Origin of the sequence: Streptomyces sp. NPDC005566 (assembly GCF_040605575.1) — a bacterium.
Classification (GTDB): domain Bacteria; phylum Actinomycetota; class Actinomycetes; order Streptomycetales; family Streptomycetaceae; genus Streptomyces.
The window spans coordinates 358,041-377,958 of sequence record NZ_JBEXDB010000006.1; the positions used below are offsets into that span (position 1 = coordinate 358,041).

18 protein-coding genes are annotated in these 19,918 nt (G+C 70.4%); 15 read left to right on the forward strand and 3 right to left on the reverse strand.

Translation table 11 applies throughout. The annotated features are described in order from the left end of the window. Positions 1–88 precede the first annotated feature (88 nt). The 3 genes from ABZS61_RS12475 to galE form a co-directional block, all read right to left on the reverse strand. Positions 89–1,342 carry a bifunctional class I SAM-dependent methyltransferase/N-acetyltransferase gene (locus ABZS61_RS12475; protein ID WP_356418383.1) on the reverse strand — a complete coding sequence of 418 codons (1,254 nt, stop codon included), beginning with the start codon at positions 1,340–1,342 and terminating at the stop codon, positions 89–91. 202 nt (positions 1,343–1,544) lie between these two features. Next, positions 1,545–2,486, reverse strand: a complete 942-nt coding sequence (locus ABZS61_RS12480; RefSeq protein WP_356418385.1) for a cation diffusion facilitator family transporter — start codon at positions 2,484–2,486, stop codon at positions 1,545–1,547. A 264-nt stretch (positions 2,487–2,750) separates the two neighbouring features. Beyond that, entirely contained in the window at positions 2,751–3,734 is a 984-nt protein-coding gene (gene galE / locus ABZS61_RS12485) for a UDP-glucose 4-epimerase GalE (RefSeq protein ID WP_356418388.1), read from the reverse strand. A 284-nt stretch (positions 3,735–4,018) separates the two neighbouring features. Between galE and ABZS61_RS12490 the strand changes: the two genes are divergently transcribed. The 15 genes from ABZS61_RS12490 to ABZS61_RS12560 all read left to right on the forward strand — a co-directional run. Beyond that, on the forward strand, positions 4,019–5,794 hold the full coding sequence (locus ABZS61_RS12490; protein ID WP_356418475.1) for a DUF5941 domain-containing protein: 1,776 nt from the start codon (positions 4,019–4,021) through the stop codon (positions 5,792–5,794). Then, positions 5,791–6,528 carry a phosphocholine cytidylyltransferase family protein gene (locus tag ABZS61_RS12495; RefSeq protein WP_329205334.1) on the forward strand — a complete coding sequence of 246 codons (738 nt, stop codon included), beginning with the start codon at positions 5,791–5,793 and terminating at the stop codon, positions 6,526–6,528. Before ABZS61_RS12490 ends, ABZS61_RS12495 begins: the two co-directional genes overlap by 4 nt. Beyond that, positions 6,516–7,577 (forward strand): iron-containing alcohol dehydrogenase family protein, encoded by a 1,062-nt coding sequence (locus tag ABZS61_RS12500; RefSeq protein ID WP_356418391.1) that lies wholly within the window; start codon positions 6,516–6,518, stop codon positions 7,575–7,577. The genes ABZS61_RS12495 and ABZS61_RS12500 overlap by 13 nt, the downstream gene beginning before the upstream one ends. Further along, complete coding sequence (locus tag ABZS61_RS12505; RefSeq protein WP_356418394.1) at positions 7,555–8,334, forward strand: CDP-alcohol phosphatidyltransferase family protein; 780 nt, start codon at positions 7,555–7,557, stop codon at positions 8,332–8,334. The genes ABZS61_RS12500 and ABZS61_RS12505 overlap by 23 nt, the downstream gene beginning before the upstream one ends. An 8-nt stretch (positions 8,335–8,342) precedes the next feature. Beyond that, the gene (locus tag ABZS61_RS12510) at positions 8,343–9,215 is read left to right on the forward strand and encodes a glycosyltransferase (protein WP_356418397.1); all 873 of its coding nucleotides are present in this window, start codon (positions 8,343–8,345) and stop codon (positions 9,213–9,215) included. Positions 9,216–9,320: 105 nt separating this feature from the next. After that, complete coding sequence (locus ABZS61_RS12515) at positions 9,321–10,250, forward strand: ABC transporter permease (RefSeq protein ID WP_356418400.1); 930 nt, start codon at positions 9,321–9,323, stop codon at positions 10,248–10,250. Continuing rightward, positions 10,243–11,028, forward strand: coding sequence for an ABC transporter ATP-binding protein (locus ABZS61_RS12520; RefSeq protein WP_356418402.1), 786 nt, complete (start codon positions 10,243–10,245; stop codon positions 11,026–11,028). Before ABZS61_RS12515 ends, ABZS61_RS12520 begins: the two co-directional genes overlap by 8 nt. Positions 11,029–11,449: 421 nt before the next feature. Further along, complete coding sequence (gene hpnC / locus ABZS61_RS12525) at positions 11,450–12,370, forward strand: squalene synthase HpnC (protein WP_356418405.1); 921 nt, start codon at positions 11,450–11,452, stop codon at positions 12,368–12,370. Between the two features lie 29 nt (positions 12,371–12,399). Beyond that, positions 12,400–13,320, forward strand: a complete 921-nt coding sequence (gene hpnD / locus ABZS61_RS12530; protein ID WP_356418412.1) for a presqualene diphosphate synthase HpnD — start codon at positions 12,400–12,402, stop codon at positions 13,318–13,320. Between the two features lie 133 nt (positions 13,321–13,453). Beyond that, positions 13,454–14,842: a hydroxysqualene dehydroxylase HpnE gene (hpnE, locus tag ABZS61_RS12535; RefSeq protein ID WP_356418415.1), complete on the forward strand. Its 1,389-nt coding sequence runs from the start codon at positions 13,454–13,456 to the stop codon at positions 14,840–14,842. Continuing rightward, a complete protein-coding gene (locus tag ABZS61_RS12540; RefSeq protein ID WP_351170343.1) occupies positions 14,839–15,942 on the forward strand; it encodes a polyprenyl synthetase family protein in 1,104 nt (367 codons plus the stop codon). The genes hpnE and ABZS61_RS12540 overlap by 4 nt, the downstream gene beginning before the upstream one ends. Positions 15,943–16,046: 104 nt before the next feature. After that, complete coding sequence (gene shc, locus ABZS61_RS12545; protein ID WP_356418419.1) at positions 16,047–18,062, forward strand: squalene--hopene cyclase; 2,016 nt, start codon at positions 16,047–16,049, stop codon at positions 18,060–18,062. Then, positions 18,062–18,712 carry a 1-hydroxy-2-methyl-2-butenyl 4-diphosphate reductase gene (locus tag ABZS61_RS12550; protein WP_356418422.1) on the forward strand — a complete coding sequence of 217 codons (651 nt, stop codon included), beginning with the start codon at positions 18,062–18,064 and terminating at the stop codon, positions 18,710–18,712. Before shc ends, ABZS61_RS12550 begins: the two co-directional genes overlap by 1 nt. Before the next feature lie 6 nt (positions 18,713–18,718). Next, positions 18,719–19,738, forward strand: a complete 1,020-nt coding sequence (gene hpnH, locus ABZS61_RS12555) for an adenosyl-hopene transferase HpnH (protein WP_356418425.1) — start codon at positions 18,719–18,721, stop codon at positions 19,736–19,738. Between the two features lie 4 nt (positions 19,739–19,742). Next, positions 19,743–19,918 (forward strand): flavodoxin-dependent (E)-4-hydroxy-3-methylbut-2-enyl-diphosphate synthase (locus ABZS61_RS12560; protein WP_354393242.1); only part of this gene is annotated, 176 nt, incomplete at its 3' end.

The window sequence follows — 19,918 nt, forward strand, 5'->3', positions numbered from 1 at the left end:
CTGCCGCACAAAAGCCGCTTGTCCGTACTTCGGGTGCTGGCATGTCCGGTCCGCCGCGCCCTCACGGCGCGGCGGACCGGACACCGCGTCAGACTCCGAAGGCCTCCGGATACTGGATGTTGCCCAGGGGTACCGGCGCGGAATCGTCGAGCCGCAGAGCCATCAGGGCCTCGTCGGGAACATCGAAAGCGACCCCGATCCCGAACCGCGACGCCGGTACGAAGCCGAACGCCGGGTAGTACTGCGGATGGCCGAGCACGAGCACGAGCGGCTCACCCCGCAGCCGGGCCGCGTCCAGTACGGCTCGCACCACCGCACGGCCCGCACCCCTGCGCTGATGCGAGGGCGCGGTCGCCACCGGGGCCAGCGCCAGCGCCGGCACGTCCCCGACCCGGCACCGGGTCAGCAGGGCGTACGCGGCGACGGAACCGTCCGGTGCCTCGGCCACGTACGAGAGACCGGGCAGCCAGGCGCCGGGATCCAGGCGCAGGGCATCGACCAGATCGGCCTCGGCCCGCGTCGGGAACGCCGCCGTGTTGACGGCGTGCACGGCGTCGCGGTCCGCGGCGGTCTCCGGGCGGGTCCGCCACCGGGAGTCGGCAGGCCGCAGGACGTAGCCGGCGTAGCCGTACTCCGTGCCGTGATCGCGGCGCATCGCAAGCTCTTCCGCGGTGGCCGCGAGAGCCTGCGCCATACCGGGAGCCGAGGGATCGGCGGCCGCGGCCCGTTCGGCGAGAGGAACGTAGTACTCGTCCCAGTCGCTCTCGGGCTGCAGCAGCACCCCGAGCACATGGCAGCCCGCCGCCACGGCGGCAGCCGTGTTGGCCGCGACCGGGCGCAGGGAGCCGTGCCGCTCCCAGAACGCACGGGCCTCGCCGGCCGGCGCGTCGGTGGTCCAGACACACTCGGAGACCACCATCGAGCCACCGGGAGCGAGCAGGCGCTGCCAGTCACGCAGTGCCGTGTCGAACCCGATGATGTACGCGGAACCCTCGGCCCAGACCAGGTCGAAGGAGCCGTCGGCGAACCCCGGACCGCTGAGGTCCGCCATGTCGGCGCGGACGGTGTGGATCCGGTCGGCGAGGCCGCGCGCCTCGGCAGCCTCGCGCAGTTCGTCGAGGAACGGCTGGTGCAGATCGACCGCGGTCACCTCGGCCCCCGCCTCGGCGGCGAGCAGCAGGGCGGCCCTGCCGGGACCGCAGCCCAGGTCCAGGACGCGGGGGCGGCGCGGCTGCTCGCCCGCGAGGGCGAGCAGCCGGCGGGTGGTCGCGTCGGAGCCCGGACTCTGCCGGGGCAGCCGCTGGTGCAGTGCGAAGAATGCGTTGAATGTGTGGTCGGTCAACGTGGGAAACCCTTGGATGAGAGGGCTCCGGCCGACGCGGCGACGTGGAAACAGCCGAGGCGCTAGCCCAGAACCCGGAAGATGAGGAAGGACCGATTGCTGCGCAGGGCAGCCGTCGTCGCGACAGTCATCAACCTCAGCTCCTTCGTTCTCATGGGCTTCGCACCCGAACGTACGCCGCAGACCCTACACCCGGCCCCGTTCAGTGGCAGAGCTTCGCCTCGTGCTCCGCATGGCCGCTCGGCTCCAGCTGGAAGGTGCAGTGCTCCACGTCGAAGTGATGGCCGAGGCAGCCCTGCAGGTCGTGCAGGAGTTTCTCGTGGCCGATCGAGTCCAGCATCTCCTGGTGCACGACGACGTGCGCGGAGAGCACCGGCATCCCGGAGGTGATCGTCCAGGCGTGCAGGTCGTGGACGTCCAGCACCCCGGGCAGGGCGGTGATGTGGGCGCGTACCTCCGCCATGTCGACACCCTTGGGCGCCGATTCCAGGAGTACGTCGAGTGTCTCGCGCAGGAGTTTCACCGTACGGGGGACGATCATGAGGCCGATCAGCAACGAGGCGATCGGGTCGGCGGCCTGCCAGCCCGTGGCCATGATGATGCCCGCCGACACCAGGACGGTGACCGAGCCGAGGGTGTCCGCGACGACCTCGAGATAGGCACCCCGCACATTGAGACTGTCCTTCTGCCCGCGCATCAGCAGGGACAGCGAGACGAGGTTGGCGACGAGACCGACGGAGGCGAACGCGATGGCCAGACCGCCCCTGGTCTCGGCCGGGGTGACGAAACGGTCCACGGCCTCGAAGACCAGGTACCCGCCGACCCCCAGGAGCAGCAGGCAGTTGGCCAGCGCCGCGAGGATCTCCGCGCGGGCGAAGCCGAAGGTGCGGTTGGGCCCCGAGGGCCTGTTGGCGAAGTGGATCGCGAGCAGGGCCATGCCGAGGCCGAGTGCGTCCGTGGCCATGTGGGCCGCGTCCGCGATCAGCGCGAGCGAGTCGGCGAGCAGCCCACCCACGATCTCCATGACCATGACGCCGAGCGTGATGCCCAGGGCGACCTTGAGCCGGCCCTTGTACGCGGCGGCGGCCGTGCCCGTCGGGGGCGGCCCTCCGTGCGCATGCCCGTGATCGTGGCCAGCCCCCATGGGAACGCCTCCGCAACGCGTCGTACCGCTCGGGCGCCGATCGCCCGATGTGGCCAGTGAACTACGGGCGGGGGGTACCGGGCAACACGGCACTGAACACCGTTGTCATGTGCCCTGACCTGCGGAAACGTTTGCAGGTCAGGGGGTCGGCGACCACAGTCTTTTGGTGCCGTGCATCGCACGACTGACGACAACGCCGCGAGGTGCGGTGCCTGGGCACGCGAGTCCAGCAAGATCCGAACGAGAGGCCCTCGGTGGCGCGGACTACTTCGCGCGGGCCTCCGGGTGGCGCAGGCACCAGCCCTCCCAGGCCGACTCGACCATCTCGCGCACCCCGCGCCGGGCCGTCCAGCCCAGTTCCTCGGTCATCCGCGTGGCAGAGGCGACGGCCCTGGCCGCGTCGCCGGGCCTGCGCGGTTCGACCACGGGCTTCGTGGGCAGCCCGCTGACCTCGCCCACCAGATCGGCGAGCTCGCGCACCGAGACGCCTTCACCGCGGCCGATGTTCACGGTCAGATCACCGGCGAATTCCGGCTCCGCCAGCTTCCGCGTCACCGCGAGGTGGGCGTCGGCGAGGTCGGCGACGTGGATGTAGTCGCGGACGCAGGTGCCGTCGGGCGTCGGGTAGTCGTCACCGAAGATCCGCGGCGCCTCGCCGCGCGTCAGCCGGTCGAAGATCATGGGCACGACGTTGTAGACGCCCGTGTCCGACAGCTCGGGCTCCGCGGCCCCGGCCACGTTGAAGTAGCGCAGACAGGCGGTCGAGACCGAGTGCGCCCGGCCCGTCGCCCGCACCAGCCACTCCCCGACGAGCTTGGTCTCGCCGTACGGGTTGATCGGGGCGCACGGAGTGTCCTCGGTGATGAGCTCCGTGTCCGGAACGCCGTACACCGCGGCCGACGAGGAGAAGAGGAAACGCCGCACACCGGCCGCGACCACCGCCTCCAGCAGCACGGCGAGCCCGGTCACGTTCTCCCGGTAGTAGACGAGGGGCTTCTCGACGGACTCGCCCACCTGCTTCTTCGCCGCGAGATGCACCACACCGGTCACCCCGTGCTCGGCCAGCACCCGGTCGAGCAGCGCACGGTCGGAGGCCGAACCGCGCACCAGGGGAACGTCCGCGGGCAGGCGCCCCTCGATGCCCGTCGAGATGTCGTCGAGCACCACGACTCTCTCGCCGGCCCCCGTCATGGCCTTCGCCACATGTGCTCCGATGTAACCGGCCCCGCCTGTGATCAACCACGTCATACGCGTCAGCTTATGCGCTGGCCGTGCGCGGTTTGTGGGGCGAGGCGTTGATCGACGATGATGATCGCGAACGGAGCCGCATGATGGCCGGTTCGCCCGAACGGAGCACAAACGGGCGGTGAACTCGGTCTTCCGTTCATCCGATAGCCTCAGCCGACGTGCCGCCGGCCCGCCCGAGGGCCGCACTGTCGCGCGCCCTTCCCGTAGGTACCAAGGAGTGAGTTCGTCTGTCGACCGCCATCCTCACCGGTGCGCCGGTACCCGGATCGTCGCTCGAGGACGATCTGCGGTCACTCGGCTTTGACGTACAAGCAGCCTCCGACGCCTCCGAGGCCGCCGAGCTGCTCGCCGTGGTCCCTGCGAGCCGTCGCGTCGCGCTCGTGGACCCCCGCTTCGTCGGCCACGTCCATGCCCTCAGGCTCGGACTGACCGATCCCCGCTTCGCCGCCGCCACCGTCCCCGGAGCGCTCACCGCGCAGCCCGAGGCACGGGATGCGCTGCTCCGAGCCCTGCGCAGGGTTGTGGCAGCCGTGGGCGCGGGAAGCCCCGTCGCACCTGCCGGTGCCGAACCCGCCGCCGAGGACCGCACGGTCCCCGGCCGGCTCGCCGTCGCCCTGGACGCCGAGGGCACCGCCGTGCAGCGCCCCGAGCTCGGTTCGCTCGCCGCCGAGGTACCCACGGGTCCCGAGGACCGGAGTGCCGCACAGGCCGCCGTCGACGCCGTCGACGACGAGGCGGTACGGCTGCGCAGCGCGGTGAAGGCCCACGACGGCTTCTTCACGACGTTCTGCATCAGCCCGTACTCGCGCTACATCGCCCGCTGGTGCGCCCGCCGGGGCTTCACCCCGAACCAGGTCACCACCGCGTCGCTGATCACCGCCCTCATCGCGGCCGGCAGCGCGGCGACCGGCACCCGCGGCGGCTACGTCGCGGCCGGGGTGCTGCTGCTCCTCTCCTTCGTCCTGGACTGCACCGACGGGCAGCTCGCCCGGTACTCACTGCAGTACTCGACGATGGGCGCCTGGCTGGACGCCACCTTCGACCGGGCCAAGGAGTACGCGTACTACGCGGGGCTCGCCCTCGGCGCCGCCCGCGGCGGCGACGACGTATGGGTCCTCGCGCTCGGTGCGATGGTGCTCCAGGCCTGCCGTCACGTCGTCGACTTCTCGTTCAACGAGGCCAATCACGACGCGGTCTCCAACACGAGCCCCACCGCCGCGCTCTCCGACCGCCTCGACAGCGTCGGCTGGACCGTCTGGCTGCGCCGGATGATAGTCCTGCCCATCGGCGAACGCTGGGCCATGATTGCCGTGCTCACCGCGGTGACCACCCCCCGGATCGTCTTCTACGCCCTGCTCGTCGGATGCGCGCTGGCCGCCTGCTACACCACGGCCGGGCGGCTGCTGCGCTCGCTGACCCGCAAGGCACAGCGCACCGACCGGGCCGCCGTCGCGCTGGCCGACCTCGCCGACTCGGGACCGCTCGCGCAGGCCGTGGCCGGCACGGTCCGCCGCCCGCGCGGGGGCTTCACCGCCCCGCTGCTGGCCCTCGTCGGCGCACTGGTGATCGTCGCCGCCGCCCTGTTCGCTCCCTACGGCAGCCGGCTGACCGTCGGTGCGGCAGTGGTGTACGCGGTCATCTCCGGCCTCGCGGTCTCGCGGCCGCTCAAGGGCGCGCTCGACTGGCTCGTACCCCCGGTCTTCCGGGCCGCGGAGTACTGCACGATTCTGGTGCTGGCTGCCCGCAGTGATGTGCCGCACGCCGTTCCCGCGGCATTCGGCCTGGTTTCGGCCGTCGCCTACCATCACTACGACACGGTGTACCGCATCCGGGGCGGTACCGGCGCACCGCCCCGGTGGCTGGTGCTCGCCATCGGCGGGCACGAGGGCCGGACCCTGGTCGTGGCCGTGCTCGCCGCCGTACTGGCCCGGAATTCAGGATTTACCACGGCCCTCACCGCGCTCGCGGCAGCCGTGGCTCTGGTGGTGCTCGTGGAGTCCATCCGCTTCTGGGTGTCCTCCTCGGCCCCCGCTGTACACGACGAAGGAGAACTCGCATGATCGGCCTCGTACTGGCAGCCGGTGCAGGACGACGTCTGCGTCCGTACACGGACACGCTGCCCAAGGCCCTGGTGCCCGTGGACGGCGAGAAGACGGTCCTGGACCTGACGCTGGCCAACTTCGCCGAGGTCGGACTCACCGAGGTCGCGATCGTCGTCGGCTACCGCAAGGAAGCCGTCTACGCCCGCAAGGCCGAGTTCGAGGCGACGTACGGCGTGACCCTGACGCTCATCGACAACGACAAGGCCGAGGAGTGGAACAACGCCTACTCCCTCTGGTGCGCCCGTGACGTCCTGAAGAAGGGCGTCATCCTCGCCAACGGCGACACCGTGCACCCGGTCTCCGTCGAGAAGACCCTCCTCGACGCCCGCGGTAAGGGCCAGAAGATCATCCTCGCCCTCGACACGGTGAAGAACCTCGCCGACGAGGAGATGAAGGTCATCACGGACGGCGAGAAGGGTGTGCAGCGGATCACCAAACTGATGGACCCGGCCACCGCGACCGGCGAGTACATCGGCGTCACTCTGATCGAGCCCGAGGCAGCCGAGGAGCTCGCCGACGCGCTGAAGGTCACGTTCGAGCGCGACCCCGACCTCTACTACGAGGACGGCTACCAGGAGCTCGTGAACCGCGGCTTCACCGTCGACGTGGCCCCCATCGGCGAGGTCACCTGGGTCGAGATCGACAACCACGACGACCTCGCCCGCGGCAGGGAGATCGCGTGCCGGTACTGACCCGCCTCATCCCGTCCCCGGTCGTCGTCGACATCCGGCGCGGCGCCATGGACGATCTGGCCGGTCTCCTCGCCGACCAGCGGATCTCCGCGTCGGGCAAGCTCGCCATCGCGATCAGCGACGGTTCCGGGCGCGCCCTGCGCGAGCGGCTCGCTCCGGTGCTGCCGGGGGCCGACTGGTACCCGGTCACCGACGGCACGATCGACTCCGCGGTACGCCTCGCCGACGGCATCAAGGGCAACCGCTACGACGCCGTCGTCGGCCTCGGCGGCGGGAAGATCATCGACGTGGCGAAGTACGCCGCGGCGCGGGTCGGCATGCCCATGGTCGCCGTCGCGACGAACCTGTCCCACGACGGGCTCTGCTCCCCGGTCGCGACCCTCGACAACGACAACGGGCGCGGCTCCTACGGGGTCCCCACCCCGATCGCGGTGGTCATCGACCTCGACGTGATCCGTCAGGCCCCCGCACGCTACGTGCGCTCGGGCATCGGCGACGCGGTCTCCAACATCTCCTGCGTCGCCGACTGGGAGCTCGCCCACGAGATCCAGGGCGATGAGATCGACGGACTCGCGGCGGCCATGGCCCGACAGGCGGGCGAAGCCGTACTGCGCCACCCCGGAACGGTCGGCGACGACGCCTTCCTCAAGGTGCTGGCCGAAGGGCTCGTCCTGACCGGCATCTCGATGTCGGTCGCCGGGGACTCACGGCCCGCCTCGGGCGGCTGCCACGAGATCAACCACGCCTTCGACCTGCTGTACCCGAAGCGTGCGGCCAGCCACGGCGAGCAGGTCGGCCTCGGCGCCTGCTTCGCCATGCACCTGCGGGGCGCACGCGAGGAATCGCTGCACATGGCGTCCGTCCTGCGGCGCCACGGGCTGCCCGTGCTGCCCGACGAGATCGGCTTCACCGCCGAGGAGTTCGTCCGGGCCGTCGAGTACGCCCCGCAGACGCGCCCGGGACGCTTCACGATCCTGGAACACCTCAACCTGTCCACCGACCAGATCAGGGACGCGTACGCCGACTATGCAAAAGCCATCCATAGCTGAACTCCGTCCGGTCGTGCACCCTCCGGGTGTGAAGGACCGGCGCAGCGGCGAGCACTGGGCTGGTCGGCTGTACATGCGCGAGATCTCGCTGCGCATCACCCGGCGCCTGGTGACCACCAAGGTCACGCCCAACCAGCTGACCTACGTGATGACCGTCGCCGGCGTGCTCGCGGCGCCCGCCCTGCTGGTCCCGGGCATCCCCGGGGCCCTGCTCGGCGTGCTCGCCGTCCAGCTCTACCTGCTGTTCGACTGTGTCGACGGCGAGGTGGCCCGCTGGAAGAAGCAGTTCTCGCTGGGCGGGGTCTATCTGGACCGGGTGGCCGCCTATCTGTGCGACGCGGCGGTACTGGTCGGCTTCGGCCTGCGTGCCGCCGACCTGTGGGGCCCGGGACGTGTCGACTGGCTGTGGGCCTTCCTGGGCACGCTCGCCGCGCTCGGCGCCATCCTGATCAAGGCCGAGACCGACCTCGTCGGTGTCGCACGCCACCAGGGCGGGCTGCCGCCCGTCAAGGAATCCGCGTCCGAGCCGCGCTCCTCCGGTATGGCGCTCGCCCGCCGGGCCGCCGGTGCGCTCAAGTTCCACCGGCTGATCCTCGGCATCGAGGCGTCGCTGGTCATCCTGGTGGTAGCCGTACTCGACACGGTCAGGGACGACCTCTTCTTCAGCCGTCTCGCCGTCGCGGTCATGGCCGGCATCGCCCTTCTCCAGACCGTTCTGCACCTGGTGTCGATCCTGGCGTCCAGCAGGCTGAAGTGAGCTCCCCCATGAAACTCGGCGCAGTCATCATCACCATGGGCAACCGTCCGGAAGAGCTGCGCGCCCTCCTCGACTCGGTCGCCAAGCAGGACGGCGACCGGATCGAGGTGGTCGTGGTCGGCAACGGCGCCCCGGTCCCCGACGTCCCCGCGGGCGTGCGGACCGTGGAGCTGCCCGAGAACCTCGGCATTCCCGGCGGCCGCAACGTCGGTATCGAGGCGTTCGGCCCTTCCGGCGCAGACGTGGACGCCCTGCTCTTCCTCGACGACGACGGGCTGCTGCCGAACACCGACACCGCCGAGCTGTGCCGGCAGGCCTTCGGAACGGATCCCAAGCTCGGCATCGTCACCTTCCGTATCGCGGACCCGGAGACCGGGGTCACCCAGCGTCGGCACGTCCCGCGGCTGCGTGCCTCGGACCCGATGCGCTCGTCCCGGGTGACGACGTTCCTCGGCGGTGCGAACGCTGTACGCACCCAGGTGATCGCCGAGGTCGGCGCACTGCCGGACGAGTTCTTCTACGCGCACGAGGAGACCGATCTGGCCTGGCGTGCACTGGACGCCGGCTGGATGATCGACTACCGCGCGGACATGGTGCTCAACCACCCCACGACCGCTCCCTCGCGGCATGCGGTGTACCACCGCATGGTGGCCCGCAACCGGGTCTGGCTCGCCCGCCGGAACCTGCCCGCGCCGCTCGTGCCCGTGTACGTCGGTGTCTGGCTGCTGCTCACCCTGGTCCGCAGGCCGTCCGTGCCCGCGCTCAAGGCGTGGTTCGGCGGCTTCCGGGAAGGATGGGCGAAGCCCTGCGGGCCCCGGCGCCCCATGAAATGGCGTACGGTCTGGCGGCTGACCAGACTGGGCCGACCGCCTGTGATCTGAGAAGCTCTTCTCTGAGACCATGAGGCGTATTTTTCGTACGGGACCCTGTCCGCCTCGGCCGCGCTCGCGACCGGCTGCGCATTGTGAAGACGAGAGTTTCAACTTGTGAGTGAGACAACCCACGACGGTGGGGTCGCGTTGAGCACCCCACCGTCCGCCGACGAAGGGCTCAGCGCGTCCCAGGTGGCCGCCAAGTACGGCCTGACTGTGAGCGGCGCCAGGCCCGGGCTGTTCGAATACATCCGTCAGCTCTGGGGCCGCCGTCACTTCATCCTGGCGTTCTCCAGGGCGAAGCTGACCGCGCAGTACAGCCAGGCCAAGCTCGGCCAGCTGTGGCAGGTGGCCACACCCCTGCTGAACGCGTTGGTCTATTTCCTGATCTTCGGACTCATCCTGGGCACCCGGAAGGGGATGAGCCAGGAGGTCTTCATCCCGTTCCTGGTGACGGGCGTCTTCGTCTTCACGTTCACCCAGAACTCGGTGATGGCGGGGGTGCGGTCCATCGCGAGCAACCTCGGCCTGGTCCGCGCCCTGCACTTCCCCCGCGCCTCACTGCCCATCTCCTTCTCGCTCCAGCAGCTTCAGCAGCTGCTGTTCTCGATGATCGTGCTGCTGGCCGTGGCGGTGGGATTCGGCAGTTACCCGACGCTCTCCTGGCTGCTGGTCGTCCCGGCGCTGGCCATGCAGTTCCTGTTCAACATGGGCCTGGCCCTGGTCATGGCCCGGATGGGCAGCAAGACTCCCGACCTGGCGCAGCTGATGCCGTTCATCATGCGGACCTGGATGTACGCCTCGGGCGTCATGTTCTCCATCCCGGTCATGCTGGCGGACAAGCCGCCGTGGATCGCCGACGTGCTGCAGTACAACCCCGCGGCCATCTACATGGACCTGGTCCGCTTCGCGATCATCGACGGCTACGGCTCCGAGAACCTGCCGCAGCACGTTTGGGCCGTCGGGCTCGCCTGGTCGCTCTTGGTGGGCGTCGTGGGCTTCGTGTACTTCTGGAAGGCAGAGGAACGGTACGGCCGTGGCTGAGGAAACGTCCCAGGGGCACATCCCCACCGTCATCGCCGACGACGTGCACATCGTGTACCGGGTCAACGGCACCGGCGGCGGCAAGGGCAGCGCCACCGCTGCGCTGAGCCGGATCATGCGCCGGGGCAAGGGCGAACCGCGCGGTGTCCGCAAGGTGCACGCGGTGCGCGGTGTCTCCTTCACCGCCTACCGGGGCCAGGCGATCGGCCTCATCGGCACCAACGGCTCGGGCAAGTCCACCCTGCTGCGGGCCATCGCCGGACTCCTGCCCACGGAGCACGGCAAGGTGTACACGGACGGCCAGCCGTCGTTGCTGGGTGTCAACGCGGCGCTCATGAGCGATCTGACCGGTGAGCGCAACGTCGTGCTCGGCGGACTCGCGATGGGCATGAGCCGTGAGGAGATCCACGAGCGGTACAACGACATCGTGGAGTTCTCCGGGATCAACGAGAAGGGCGACTTCATCACACTGCCGATGAGGACGTACTCCTCGGGCATGGCGGCGCGGCTGCGTTTCTCCATCGCCGCGGCCAAGAACCACGACGTCCTCATGATCGACGAGGCCCTCGCCACGGGTGACCGCAAGTTCCGGGTCCGCTCGGAGGCGCGGATCCGTGAGCTGCGGAAGGAAGCCGGCACCGTCTTCCTGGTCAGCCACAACAACACCACCATCAGGGAGACCTGCGACCGGGTGCTGTGGCTGGAGAAGGGCGAGCTCCTGATGGACGGCAACACCGACGAGGTCCTCAAGGCCTACGAGCGGGAGACCGGCAAGTAGTCCCGCACGACCGAGTGGCCCCCGCCGGAGCGCAGCGGCGGGGGCCACTGCGGCGTCCGGATCCGGGCAGCGGGGGCGTACGACGCTCCCGGGGGCCCATCTCCTCCCGGTGGATGACGTCAATTGCCCGGAATCCGGGGAAGGTTGGCGGAGATCGAAGTGTTGTACCGGGGTGCGTCGCACCCCTGCGCGGGCTTGTGCGCTGTACAACGTAAGCTGTACCGGTGCTGATTCGCGGCAATGTGGGGGGATACGCCCCCCGTACATCGGCCCTGGTGAGCCCGTCGCACTCGGAAGAATGAGCGGCGTGTCCGAAAAGGGATGTTTTGGGTCAGCAGTGTAGAACGGGAGATATGACGGCAATGATGGAAAATCTCCAGCTCCGACGTGGTTTCGCCGTCCCCGCGTCGGGCGGTACGCAGTGATCCGTACCCAGCAGGCGCGTACCGACGCCGCCGCAACCGGCACGCTCGACAAGGCCGCGGACGAGAACTTCCCCGTGGCCCCCTTCTTCCTGCCCCGCGCCTGGCGCGACGACCTGATGGCGGTCTACGGCTTCGCCCGCCTCGTCGACGACATCGGTGACGGTGACCTCGCCCCCGGCGGCGCCGACGCGCGCCACCTCGGCCTCGAGCCCGGACAGACCGAGGACCGGCTCGCCATGCTCGACGCCCTCGAGGCCGACCTGCACCGGGTCTTCGCCGGCTCGACCGACGTGCCGCGCCACCCCCTGATGCGCGCCCTGCGCCCCACCGTGCGGGGCTGCGCGCTCACCCCCGAACCCTTCCTCGGCCTCATCGAGGCCAACCGGCAGGACCAGAAGATCCGCCGCTACGGGACGTACGCGGAGCTCCAGGCCTACTGCGAGCTCTCCGCCAACCCCGTCGGCCGGCTGGTCCTGCAGATCACCGGCACCTCGAGCCCCGAACGGATCCGGCGCTCCGACGCCGTCTGCACCGCGCTGCAGATCGTCGAGCACCTGCAGGACGTCGCCGAGGACCTCGGCCGCGACCGGATCTATCTCCCGGCCGACGACATGGACCGTTTCCATGTCCGTGAATCAGACCTGGCCGTACCGTCCGGGGGCGCATCGCTGCGCGCCCTGGTCGCGTTCGAAGCGGAACGCGCTCATGACCTGCTGGATGAAGGCATTCCCCTGGTGGGTAGTGTCAACGGCAGGCTCAAGCTGCTGCTCGCCGGATTCGTCGCCGGAGGGCGAGCCGCCCTCACCGCGATCTCGGCCGCCGGGTTCGACGTACTGCCCGGACCGCCCAGGCCCACCGCGCCCAGACTGCTGCGCGAAGTGGGAGTCGTCCTGCGAAGAGCGCACAGAGAGGGGTGAGCCGGACCGTGGAGGGACAGACGACGTACATGTCGGCACCGGTACAGGCCGCATACAGCTACTGCGAGGCCGTCACCGGACAGCAGGCCCGTAACTTCGCGTACGGCATCAGGCTGCTGCCGTACGACAAGCGGCAGGCCATGTCGGCGCTGTACGCCTTCTCCCGTCGGGTCGACGACATCGGCGACGGAGAGCTGGCCCCGGAGACCAAGCGGTCCCGGCTGGAGAGCACCCGCGAGCTGCTCGACCGGGTCAGGAACGGCGCCGTCGACGAGGACGACACCGACCCGGTGGCCGTCGCGCTCGCCGACGCGGCGCGCCGCTTCCCGCTGCCCCTCGGCGGGCTCGACGAGCTCATCGACGGCGTGCTGATGGACGTGCGCGGCGCGAGCTACGAGACCTGGGACGACCTCAGGACCTACTGCCGGTGTGTCGCGGGCGCCATCGGCCGGCTCAGCCTGGGCGTCTTCGGGACGGAACCGGGTGCACCGGGTGCCGACCGTGCCGCGGAGTACGCGGACACGCTCGGCCTGGCGCTCCAGCTCACCAACATCCTGCGCGATGTGCGCGAGGACGCGGGCAACGGGCGCACGTACCTGCCCGCGGACGATCTCGCCAAGTTCGGCTGCTCCGCCGGATTCCACCGGGCGACCCCGCCGCCCGGCTCGGACTTCGCCGGCCTGGTGCACTTCGAGGTCCGGCGCGCCCGGGCCCTGTTCGCCGAGGGCTACCGGCTGCTGCCGATGCTGGACCGGCGCAGCGGCGCCTGTGTCGCCGCCATGGCGGGCATCTACCGCCGCCTCCTCGACCGGATCGAACGGGACCCCGAGGCCGTCCTGCGCGGCAGGGTCTCACTGCCCGGGCACGAGAAGGCCTACGTGGCGGTACGCGGCCTGTCGGGCCTCGACGCGCGGTACATCTCCCGCCGGACGGCCAGGGGGCGGGTCTGATGTCCCCCATGAGCGGTGCCGGGCGGCGGGCAACCCTCCGGCTGCCTGCTGCGTCCCTGCATGCGATGTCTCCGATCCCCGTGATCCGGGCCCGGACGGCCCGGACTCCCGCAGCCCGGCGAAAGGGGGACGCATGAGCGGCCGGAACCTGAACCCCTCACGTGCGGTCGTCGTCGGCGGCGGCCTGGCCGGAGTCACCTCGGCCCTCCGCCTCGCCGACGCCGGGCTTGACGTGACCCTGCTCGAAGGCCGTCCCAGGCTCGGCGGGCTGGCCTTCTCCTTCCGCCGCGGCGAGCTGTCCGTCGACAACGGCCAGCACGTCTACCTGCGCTGCTGCACCGCCTACCGCTGGTTCCTGGACCGGATCGACGGTGCCCACCTCGCCCCCCTCCAGGACCGCCTGGACGTGCCCGTGCTCGACGTCGGAAGGAAGGCCGGGCCGAGGCTCGGACGGCTGCGCCGCACCGGACTTCCCGTACCCCTGCACCTCGCCGCCGGACTCGGCGCGTACCCGCACCTCTCGCTCGCGGAGAAGGCGGGCGTCGCCCGGGCCGCACTGGCACTCGGCCGCCTCGACCCGGCCGACCCCGCGCTCGACGGCATCGACTTCGCGACCTGGCTGCAACGGCACGGGCAGTCCGAGCGCGCCATCGAGGCGCTCTGGGACCTCGTCGGCGTCGCCACGCTCAACGCGACCGCACCGAACGCGTCCATGGCACTGGCCGCCATGGTCTTCAAGACGGGGCTGCTCTCCGAGCCGGGCGCCGCGGACATCGGCTGGGCCGCCGTCCCGCTCGGCGACCTGCACGACACCCTCACCCGCAAAGCACTCGACTCGGCCGGCGTCAGGACCCACCTGCGCACCCGGGTCGGCTCGCTCACCCGGACCGACGACGGCCGATGGGCCGTCGGGACGGACAGCGAGCTGATCGAGGCGGAGACCGTCGTTCTCGCCGTACCCCAGGGCGAGGCCCACGGGCTGCTGCCCGAAGGGGCGATCGACTCTCCCGGGCGCCTCCTGGACATCGCCGACGCGCCGATCCTCAACGTGCACGTCGTCTACGACCGCAAGGTGCTGCGCAGGCCGTTCTTCGCAGCCATCGGATCGCCCGTGCAGTGGGTCTTCGACCGTACCGAGCAGTCCGGACTCCAGGGCGAGGGGCAGTACCTCGCGCTCTCCCAGTCCGCGGCCCAGGACGAGATCGACCTGCCCGTCGCCGAACTGCGCAAGCGCTACCTGCCCGAGCTCGAGCGGCTCCTCCCCGCTGCCCGCGGCGCCGGGATCCGCGACTTCTTCGTCACCCGGGAGCGCACCGCGACCTTCGCGCCCGCCCCGGGAGTGGGACGCCTGAGGCCGGGCGCCGGCACCCGCGCCCCCGGCCTCCACCTGGCGGGGGCATGGACCGCCACCGGCTGGCCCGCCACGATGGAAGGCGCTGTCCGAAGCGGCTTCAGCGCCGCGGACGGCGCACTCCAGGCTCTCGGGCGGCCCCACGAACATCCGCTGCAGGAGGCGGCATGAGCAGTACCACCGGAACAAGAGGAGAGTCTGTGACCCCGGCGAATCCGGCTTACGACACCGTGGCGGAAACCACGGACGTCACCGCGCTTCTGGAGCGCGGAAGGGCCCTGTCAGCGCCGGTGCTGCGAGCTGCCGTGGACCGGCTGGCGCCGCCCATGGACACCGTCGCGGCCTATCACTTCGGCTGGATCGACGCTCAGGGCCTGCCCGCCGACGGCGACGGCGGCAAGGCCGTGCGCCCCGCGCTCGCCCTGCTGTCCGCCGAAGCGGCGGGCGCCCCGGCCGAAGCCGGGATCCCCGGCGCGGTCGCCGTCGAACTCGTGCACAACTTCTCGCTGCTGCACGACGACCTGATGGACGGCGACGAGCAGCGCCGCCACCGGGACACCGTCTGGAAGGTGTACGGCCCGGCCCAGGCGATCCTCGTCGGCGACGCACTCTTCGCGCTGGCCAACGAGGTCCTGCTGGAGCTCGGTACCGTCGAGGCGGGCCGCGCGGCCCGCCGCCTGACCACCGCCTCCCGCAAGCTCATCGACGGGCAGGCCCAGGACATCTCCTACGAGCACCGCGAACGGGTCACCGTCGAGGAGTGCCTGGAGATGGAGGGCAACAAGACGGGCGCCCTGCTCGCCTGCGCCGTCTCCATCGGCGCCGTACTCGGCGGCGCGGACGACCGCACCGCCGACACGCTGGAGGCATACGGCTACCACCTCGGCCTCGCCTTCCAGGCGGTCGACGACCTGCTCGGGATCTGGGGCGACCCGGAGGCCACCGGAAAGCAGACGTGGAGCGATCTGCGCCAGCGCAAGAAGTCCCTGCCAGTCGTCGCCGCGCTCGCCGCGGGCGGACCCGCGTCCGCCCGGCTGGGCGACCTCCTCGCCGCCGACGCCAAGAGCAGCGACTTCGACAGCTTCTCCGAAGAGGAGTTCGCCGCGCGAGCGGCACTCATCGAGGAGGCGGGCGGTCGCGAATGGACCGCTCAGGAAGCCCGCCGTCAGCATGCGGTAGCCATCGAGGCGCTGCATGGTGTCGACATGCCGGAACGTGTGCGGGCGCAGCTCACCGCGCTCGCCGACTTCGTTGTCGTCCGAAAGAGATGATCATCATCCTCATATGAATCGCAGTCGCCGGCGGGCGCCCGCACAGGACGCCCGCCGACGGAGACCCCAGCACAGCAGAGGACCAACTGCACGAAGGGGAAGCCATGACAGCGACGACCGACGGAAGCACCGGGGCCGCGAACCTCCGCGCAGCCTCGGCCAGCGATCCGACCGACACAACCACTGCCGCAGACGACGGTCCGGCCGCCGCGCGGCGGGCCGCGGAACGCTCGGTGGAGCACCTCCTCGGCAGGCAGGACGAGCAGGGCTGGTGGAAGGGGGACCTCGCCACCAACGTCACGATGGACGCCGAAGACCTGCTGCTCCGCCAGTTCCTGGGGATCCAGGACCCGGCCACGGTGCAGGCGGCAGCCCGCTTCATCCGCGGCGAACAGCTCGGCGACGGAACCTGGGCCACCTTCCACGGCGGCCCCGGCGACCTCTCGGCCACCATCGAGGGATACGTCGCACTCAGGCTGGCCGGAGACCGGACCGACGACCCGCACATGATCCGGGCGGCACGCTTCGTCCGGGAACAGGGCGGCATCGCGGCGGCCCGGGTCTTCACCCGGATCTGGCTGGCCCTCTTCGGCTGGTGGAAGTGGGACGACCTGCCGGAGCTCCCGCCCGAGCTGATGTTCTTCCCGAAGTGGGTCCCGCTCAACATCTACGACTTCGGCTGCTGGGCCCGCCAGACCATCGTCCCGCTCACCATCGTCTCCGCGAAACGGCCGGTACGTCCCGCCCCGTTCGCCCTCGCCGAGCTGCACACCGACCCCGAGCACCCGAACCCGCCGGTGCGCATGGCGTCGGTGGCCAGCTGGGACGGTGTCTTCCAACGGCTCGACAAGGCGCTGCACGCCTACCACAGGGTCGCCCCGCGCAGGCTGCGCCGCGTCGCCATGAACGCCGCGGCCCGCTGGATCATCGAGCGCCAGGAGAACGACGGCTGCTGGGGCGGTATCCAGCCTCCCGCCGTGTACTCCGTCATCGCCCTGCATCTGCTGGGCTACGACCTCGACCACCCGGTGATGAAGGCCGGGCTGGCCTCGCTCGACCGGTTCACCGTGTGGCGCGAGGACGGCGCCCGCATGATCGAGGCATGCCAGTCGCCGGTCTGGGACACCTGCCTCGCCACCATCGCGCTCGCCGACGCAGGGTTGCCCGCCGACCATCCGGCGCTCGTGAGGGCAGCGGACTGGATGCTCGGCGAGGAGATCGTACGACCCGGTGACTGGTCCGTACGCAAGCCCGAACTCGCCCCCGGCGGCTGGGCGTTCGAGTTCCACAACGACAACTACCCCGACATCGACGACACCGCCGAGGTCGTACTGGCGCTGCGCCGCGTCCGGCACCCGGACCCCGCCAGGCTCGAGGCCGCCATCGAACGCGGGGTGCGCTGGAGCCTCGGCATGCAGTCCCGCAACGGTGCCTGGGGCGCCTTCGACGCGGACAACACCAGCCCGTTCCCGAACCGGCTGCCGTTCTGCGACTTCGGTGAGGTCATCGACCCGCCGTCCGCCGACGTCACCGGGCACGTCGTGGAGATGCTCGCCGTCGAGGGCCGCTCCGGCGACCCCCGTACCCGGCGCGGCATCGAGTGGCTGCTCGCCGAACAGGAGGCGAGCGGCGCGTGGTTCGGCCGGTGGGGCGTCAACTACATCTACGGCACCGGGTCCGTGGTGCCCGCCCTGGTCGCGGCGGGGCTGCCGACCGGCCACCCATCGGTCCGCCGGGCGGTCGGGTGGCTGGAGTCGGTCCAGAACGACGACGGCGGCTGGGGCGAGGACCTGCGCTCCTACCAGGAGGAGAAGTGGATCGGCCACGGCACGTCGACCGCCTCCCAGACGGCCTGGGCGCTCCTCGCGCTCCTTGCCGCGGGGGAGCGTGACAGCAGGTCCGTGGAGCGCGGCATCGCCTGGCTGGCCGAGACCCAGCAGGCGGACGGCTCGTGGGACGAGCCGTACTTCACCGGGACCGGTTTCCCCTGGGACTTCTCCATCAACTACCACCTCTACCGGCAGGTCTTCCCCCTCACCGCACTGGGGCGGTACGTGTACGGAGACCCGTTCACGAACAGCACGACCACCGGCGGCGCCGATACGGGCAAGGGGACCTGATGGGCGACGCCCAGGGGCCGCCCGGCCCCGTCACACCGCTGCTGATCGCCTGCGCACTGGGCATCGAGCACCTCGCCCTGCGCAGCGGCCGGGGCGGCGGCGCCGGCCCCGTGACCGTCATCAGGACGGGAATGGGCCCCAGGGCAGCCGAGAGCGCCGTCATGCGTGCGCTGGGCCGGGACGGAGCCGGGGGCGCCGCGGTCATCGCCTCCGGCTTCTGTGCCGGCCTGGCCCCCGGAATGCATCCCGGCGACCTCGTGGTGGCCGAGGAGACCCGGGACCCCGGCGGCACCACTGCGTGCACGGGCACCGGTCTGCTGGTCGACGCCCTGGCCAGGGCCGTGCCGGGACGCAAGGTCCACACCGGCCCGCTGACCGGCTCGGACCATGTCGTCCGCGGCCCGGAGCGTGCCGCGCTCAGGGCCACCGGGGCCATCGCGGTGGACATGGAATCCGCCGCCACACTCCGTACCGCTGTAGGGAGCGGGCCACGCCCGGTTGCGGCCGTACGGGTGGTCGTGGACGCTCCGGAGCATGAGCTCGTCCGCATTGCCACGGTGCGCGGTGGAATATCGGCATTCCGCGTTCTTCGTGCTGTCCTTCCGGCTTTCCATGAATGGCACCGATCTTTGCTGCTCCCCAGGAGGTGAGCCCAGATGGCCATGCCGCTCCGCCAGTCCATCAAGGTTGCGACGTATCTCATCGAACAGAAGGTCCGTAAGCGGGACAAATTCCCGCTGATTGTCGAGCTGGAACCCTTGTTCGCCTGCAATCTCGCGTGCGAGGGATGTGGCAAGATCCAGCACCCCGCCGGGGTGCTCAAGCAGCGCATGCCCGTCGCCCAAGCGGTCGGGGCGGTGCTCGAGTCAGGTGCCCCGATGGTGTCCATCGCCGGCGGCGAGCCGCTGATGCACCCTCAGATCGACGAGATCGTGCGCCAGCTGGTCGCGAAGAAGAAGTACGTGTTCCTCTGCACCAACGCCATGCTGATGCGCAAGAAGCTCGAGAAGTTCACGCCTTCGCCGTACTTCGCCTTCGCCGTGCACATCGACGGACTGCGCGAGCGGCACGACGAGTCGGTCGCCAAGGAAGGCGTGTTCGACGAGGCGGTGGAGGCGATGAAGGAGGCCAAGCGGCTCGGCTTCCGAGTCACCACCAACTCCACCTTCTTCAACACCGACACCCCCCAGACCGTCATCGAGGTCCTCAACTACCTCAATGACGAACTGAAGGTCGACGAGATGATGATCTCGCCCGCCTACGCCTATGAGAAGGCACCCGACCAGGAGCACTTCCTGGGCGTCGAACAGACCCGCCAGCTCTTCAAGAAGTCCTTCGCCGGGGGCAACCGGAACCGCTGGAGGCTGAACCACTCGCCGCTCTTCCTCGACTTCCTGGAGGGCAAGGCGGACTTCCCGTGCACGGCCTGGGCCATCCCCAACTACTCGCTCTTCGGGTGGCAGCGGCCCTGCTATCTGATGAGCGACGGATACGTGCCGACGTACCGCGAGCTCATCGAGGACACCGACTGGGACAAGTACGGCAGGGGCAAGGACCCGCGCTGCGCCAACTGCATGGCGCACTGCGGCTACGAGCCCACCGCCGTTCTCGCCACGATGGGGTCCCTGAAGGAATCCCTGCGAGCGATGCGGGAGACCGTCGGCGGGAACCGGTGACGTCATGACCACTGGAGAGCCAGTCGCACTGGGTCTCCCCGAGCTGCCGGCCCGGCCGCTCGCGGTGCGCCGCCCTTCGCGGCGCATCCAGGTCGGGTCGGTGGCGGTCGGTGGGGACGCACCGGTGTCGGTGCAGTCGATGACGACGACGCGTACGTCGGACATCGGTGCGACGTTGCA

Excerpts from the sequence above, each read along its gene's own strand:
- ABZS61_RS12480 (WP_356418385.1), bottom strand. The coding sequence starts at position 2,486 with ATGGGGGCTGGCCACGATCACGGGCATGCGCACGGAGGGCCGCCCCCG.
- galE (WP_356418388.1), bottom strand. The coding sequence starts at position 3,734 with ATGACGTGGTTGATCACAGGCGGGGCCGGTTACATCGGAGCACATGTG.
- ABZS61_RS12495 (WP_329205334.1), top strand. The coding sequence starts at position 5,791 with ATGATCGGCCTCGTACTGGCAGCCGGTGCAGGACGACGTCTGCGTCCG.
- ABZS61_RS12505 (WP_356418394.1), top strand. The coding sequence starts at position 7,555 with ATGCAAAAGCCATCCATAGCTGAACTCCGTCCGGTCGTGCACCCTCCG.
- ABZS61_RS12510 (WP_356418397.1), top strand. The coding sequence starts at position 8,343 with ATGAAACTCGGCGCAGTCATCATCACCATGGGCAACCGTCCGGAAGAG.
- hpnD (WP_356418412.1), top strand. The coding sequence starts at position 12,400 with ATGTCGGCACCGGTACAGGCCGCATACAGCTACTGCGAGGCCGTCACC.
- hpnE (WP_356418415.1), top strand. The coding sequence starts at position 13,454 with ATGAGCGGCCGGAACCTGAACCCCTCACGTGCGGTCGTCGTCGGCGGC.
- ABZS61_RS12540 (WP_351170343.1), top strand. The coding sequence starts at position 14,839 with ATGAGCAGTACCACCGGAACAAGAGGAGAGTCTGTGACCCCGGCGAAT.
- shc (WP_356418419.1), top strand. The coding sequence starts at position 16,047 with ATGACAGCGACGACCGACGGAAGCACCGGGGCCGCGAACCTCCGCGCA.
- ABZS61_RS12550 (WP_356418422.1), top strand. The coding sequence starts at position 18,062 with ATGGGCGACGCCCAGGGGCCGCCCGGCCCCGTCACACCGCTGCTGATC.
- hpnH (WP_356418425.1), top strand. The coding sequence starts at position 18,719 with ATGGCCATGCCGCTCCGCCAGTCCATCAAGGTTGCGACGTATCTCATC.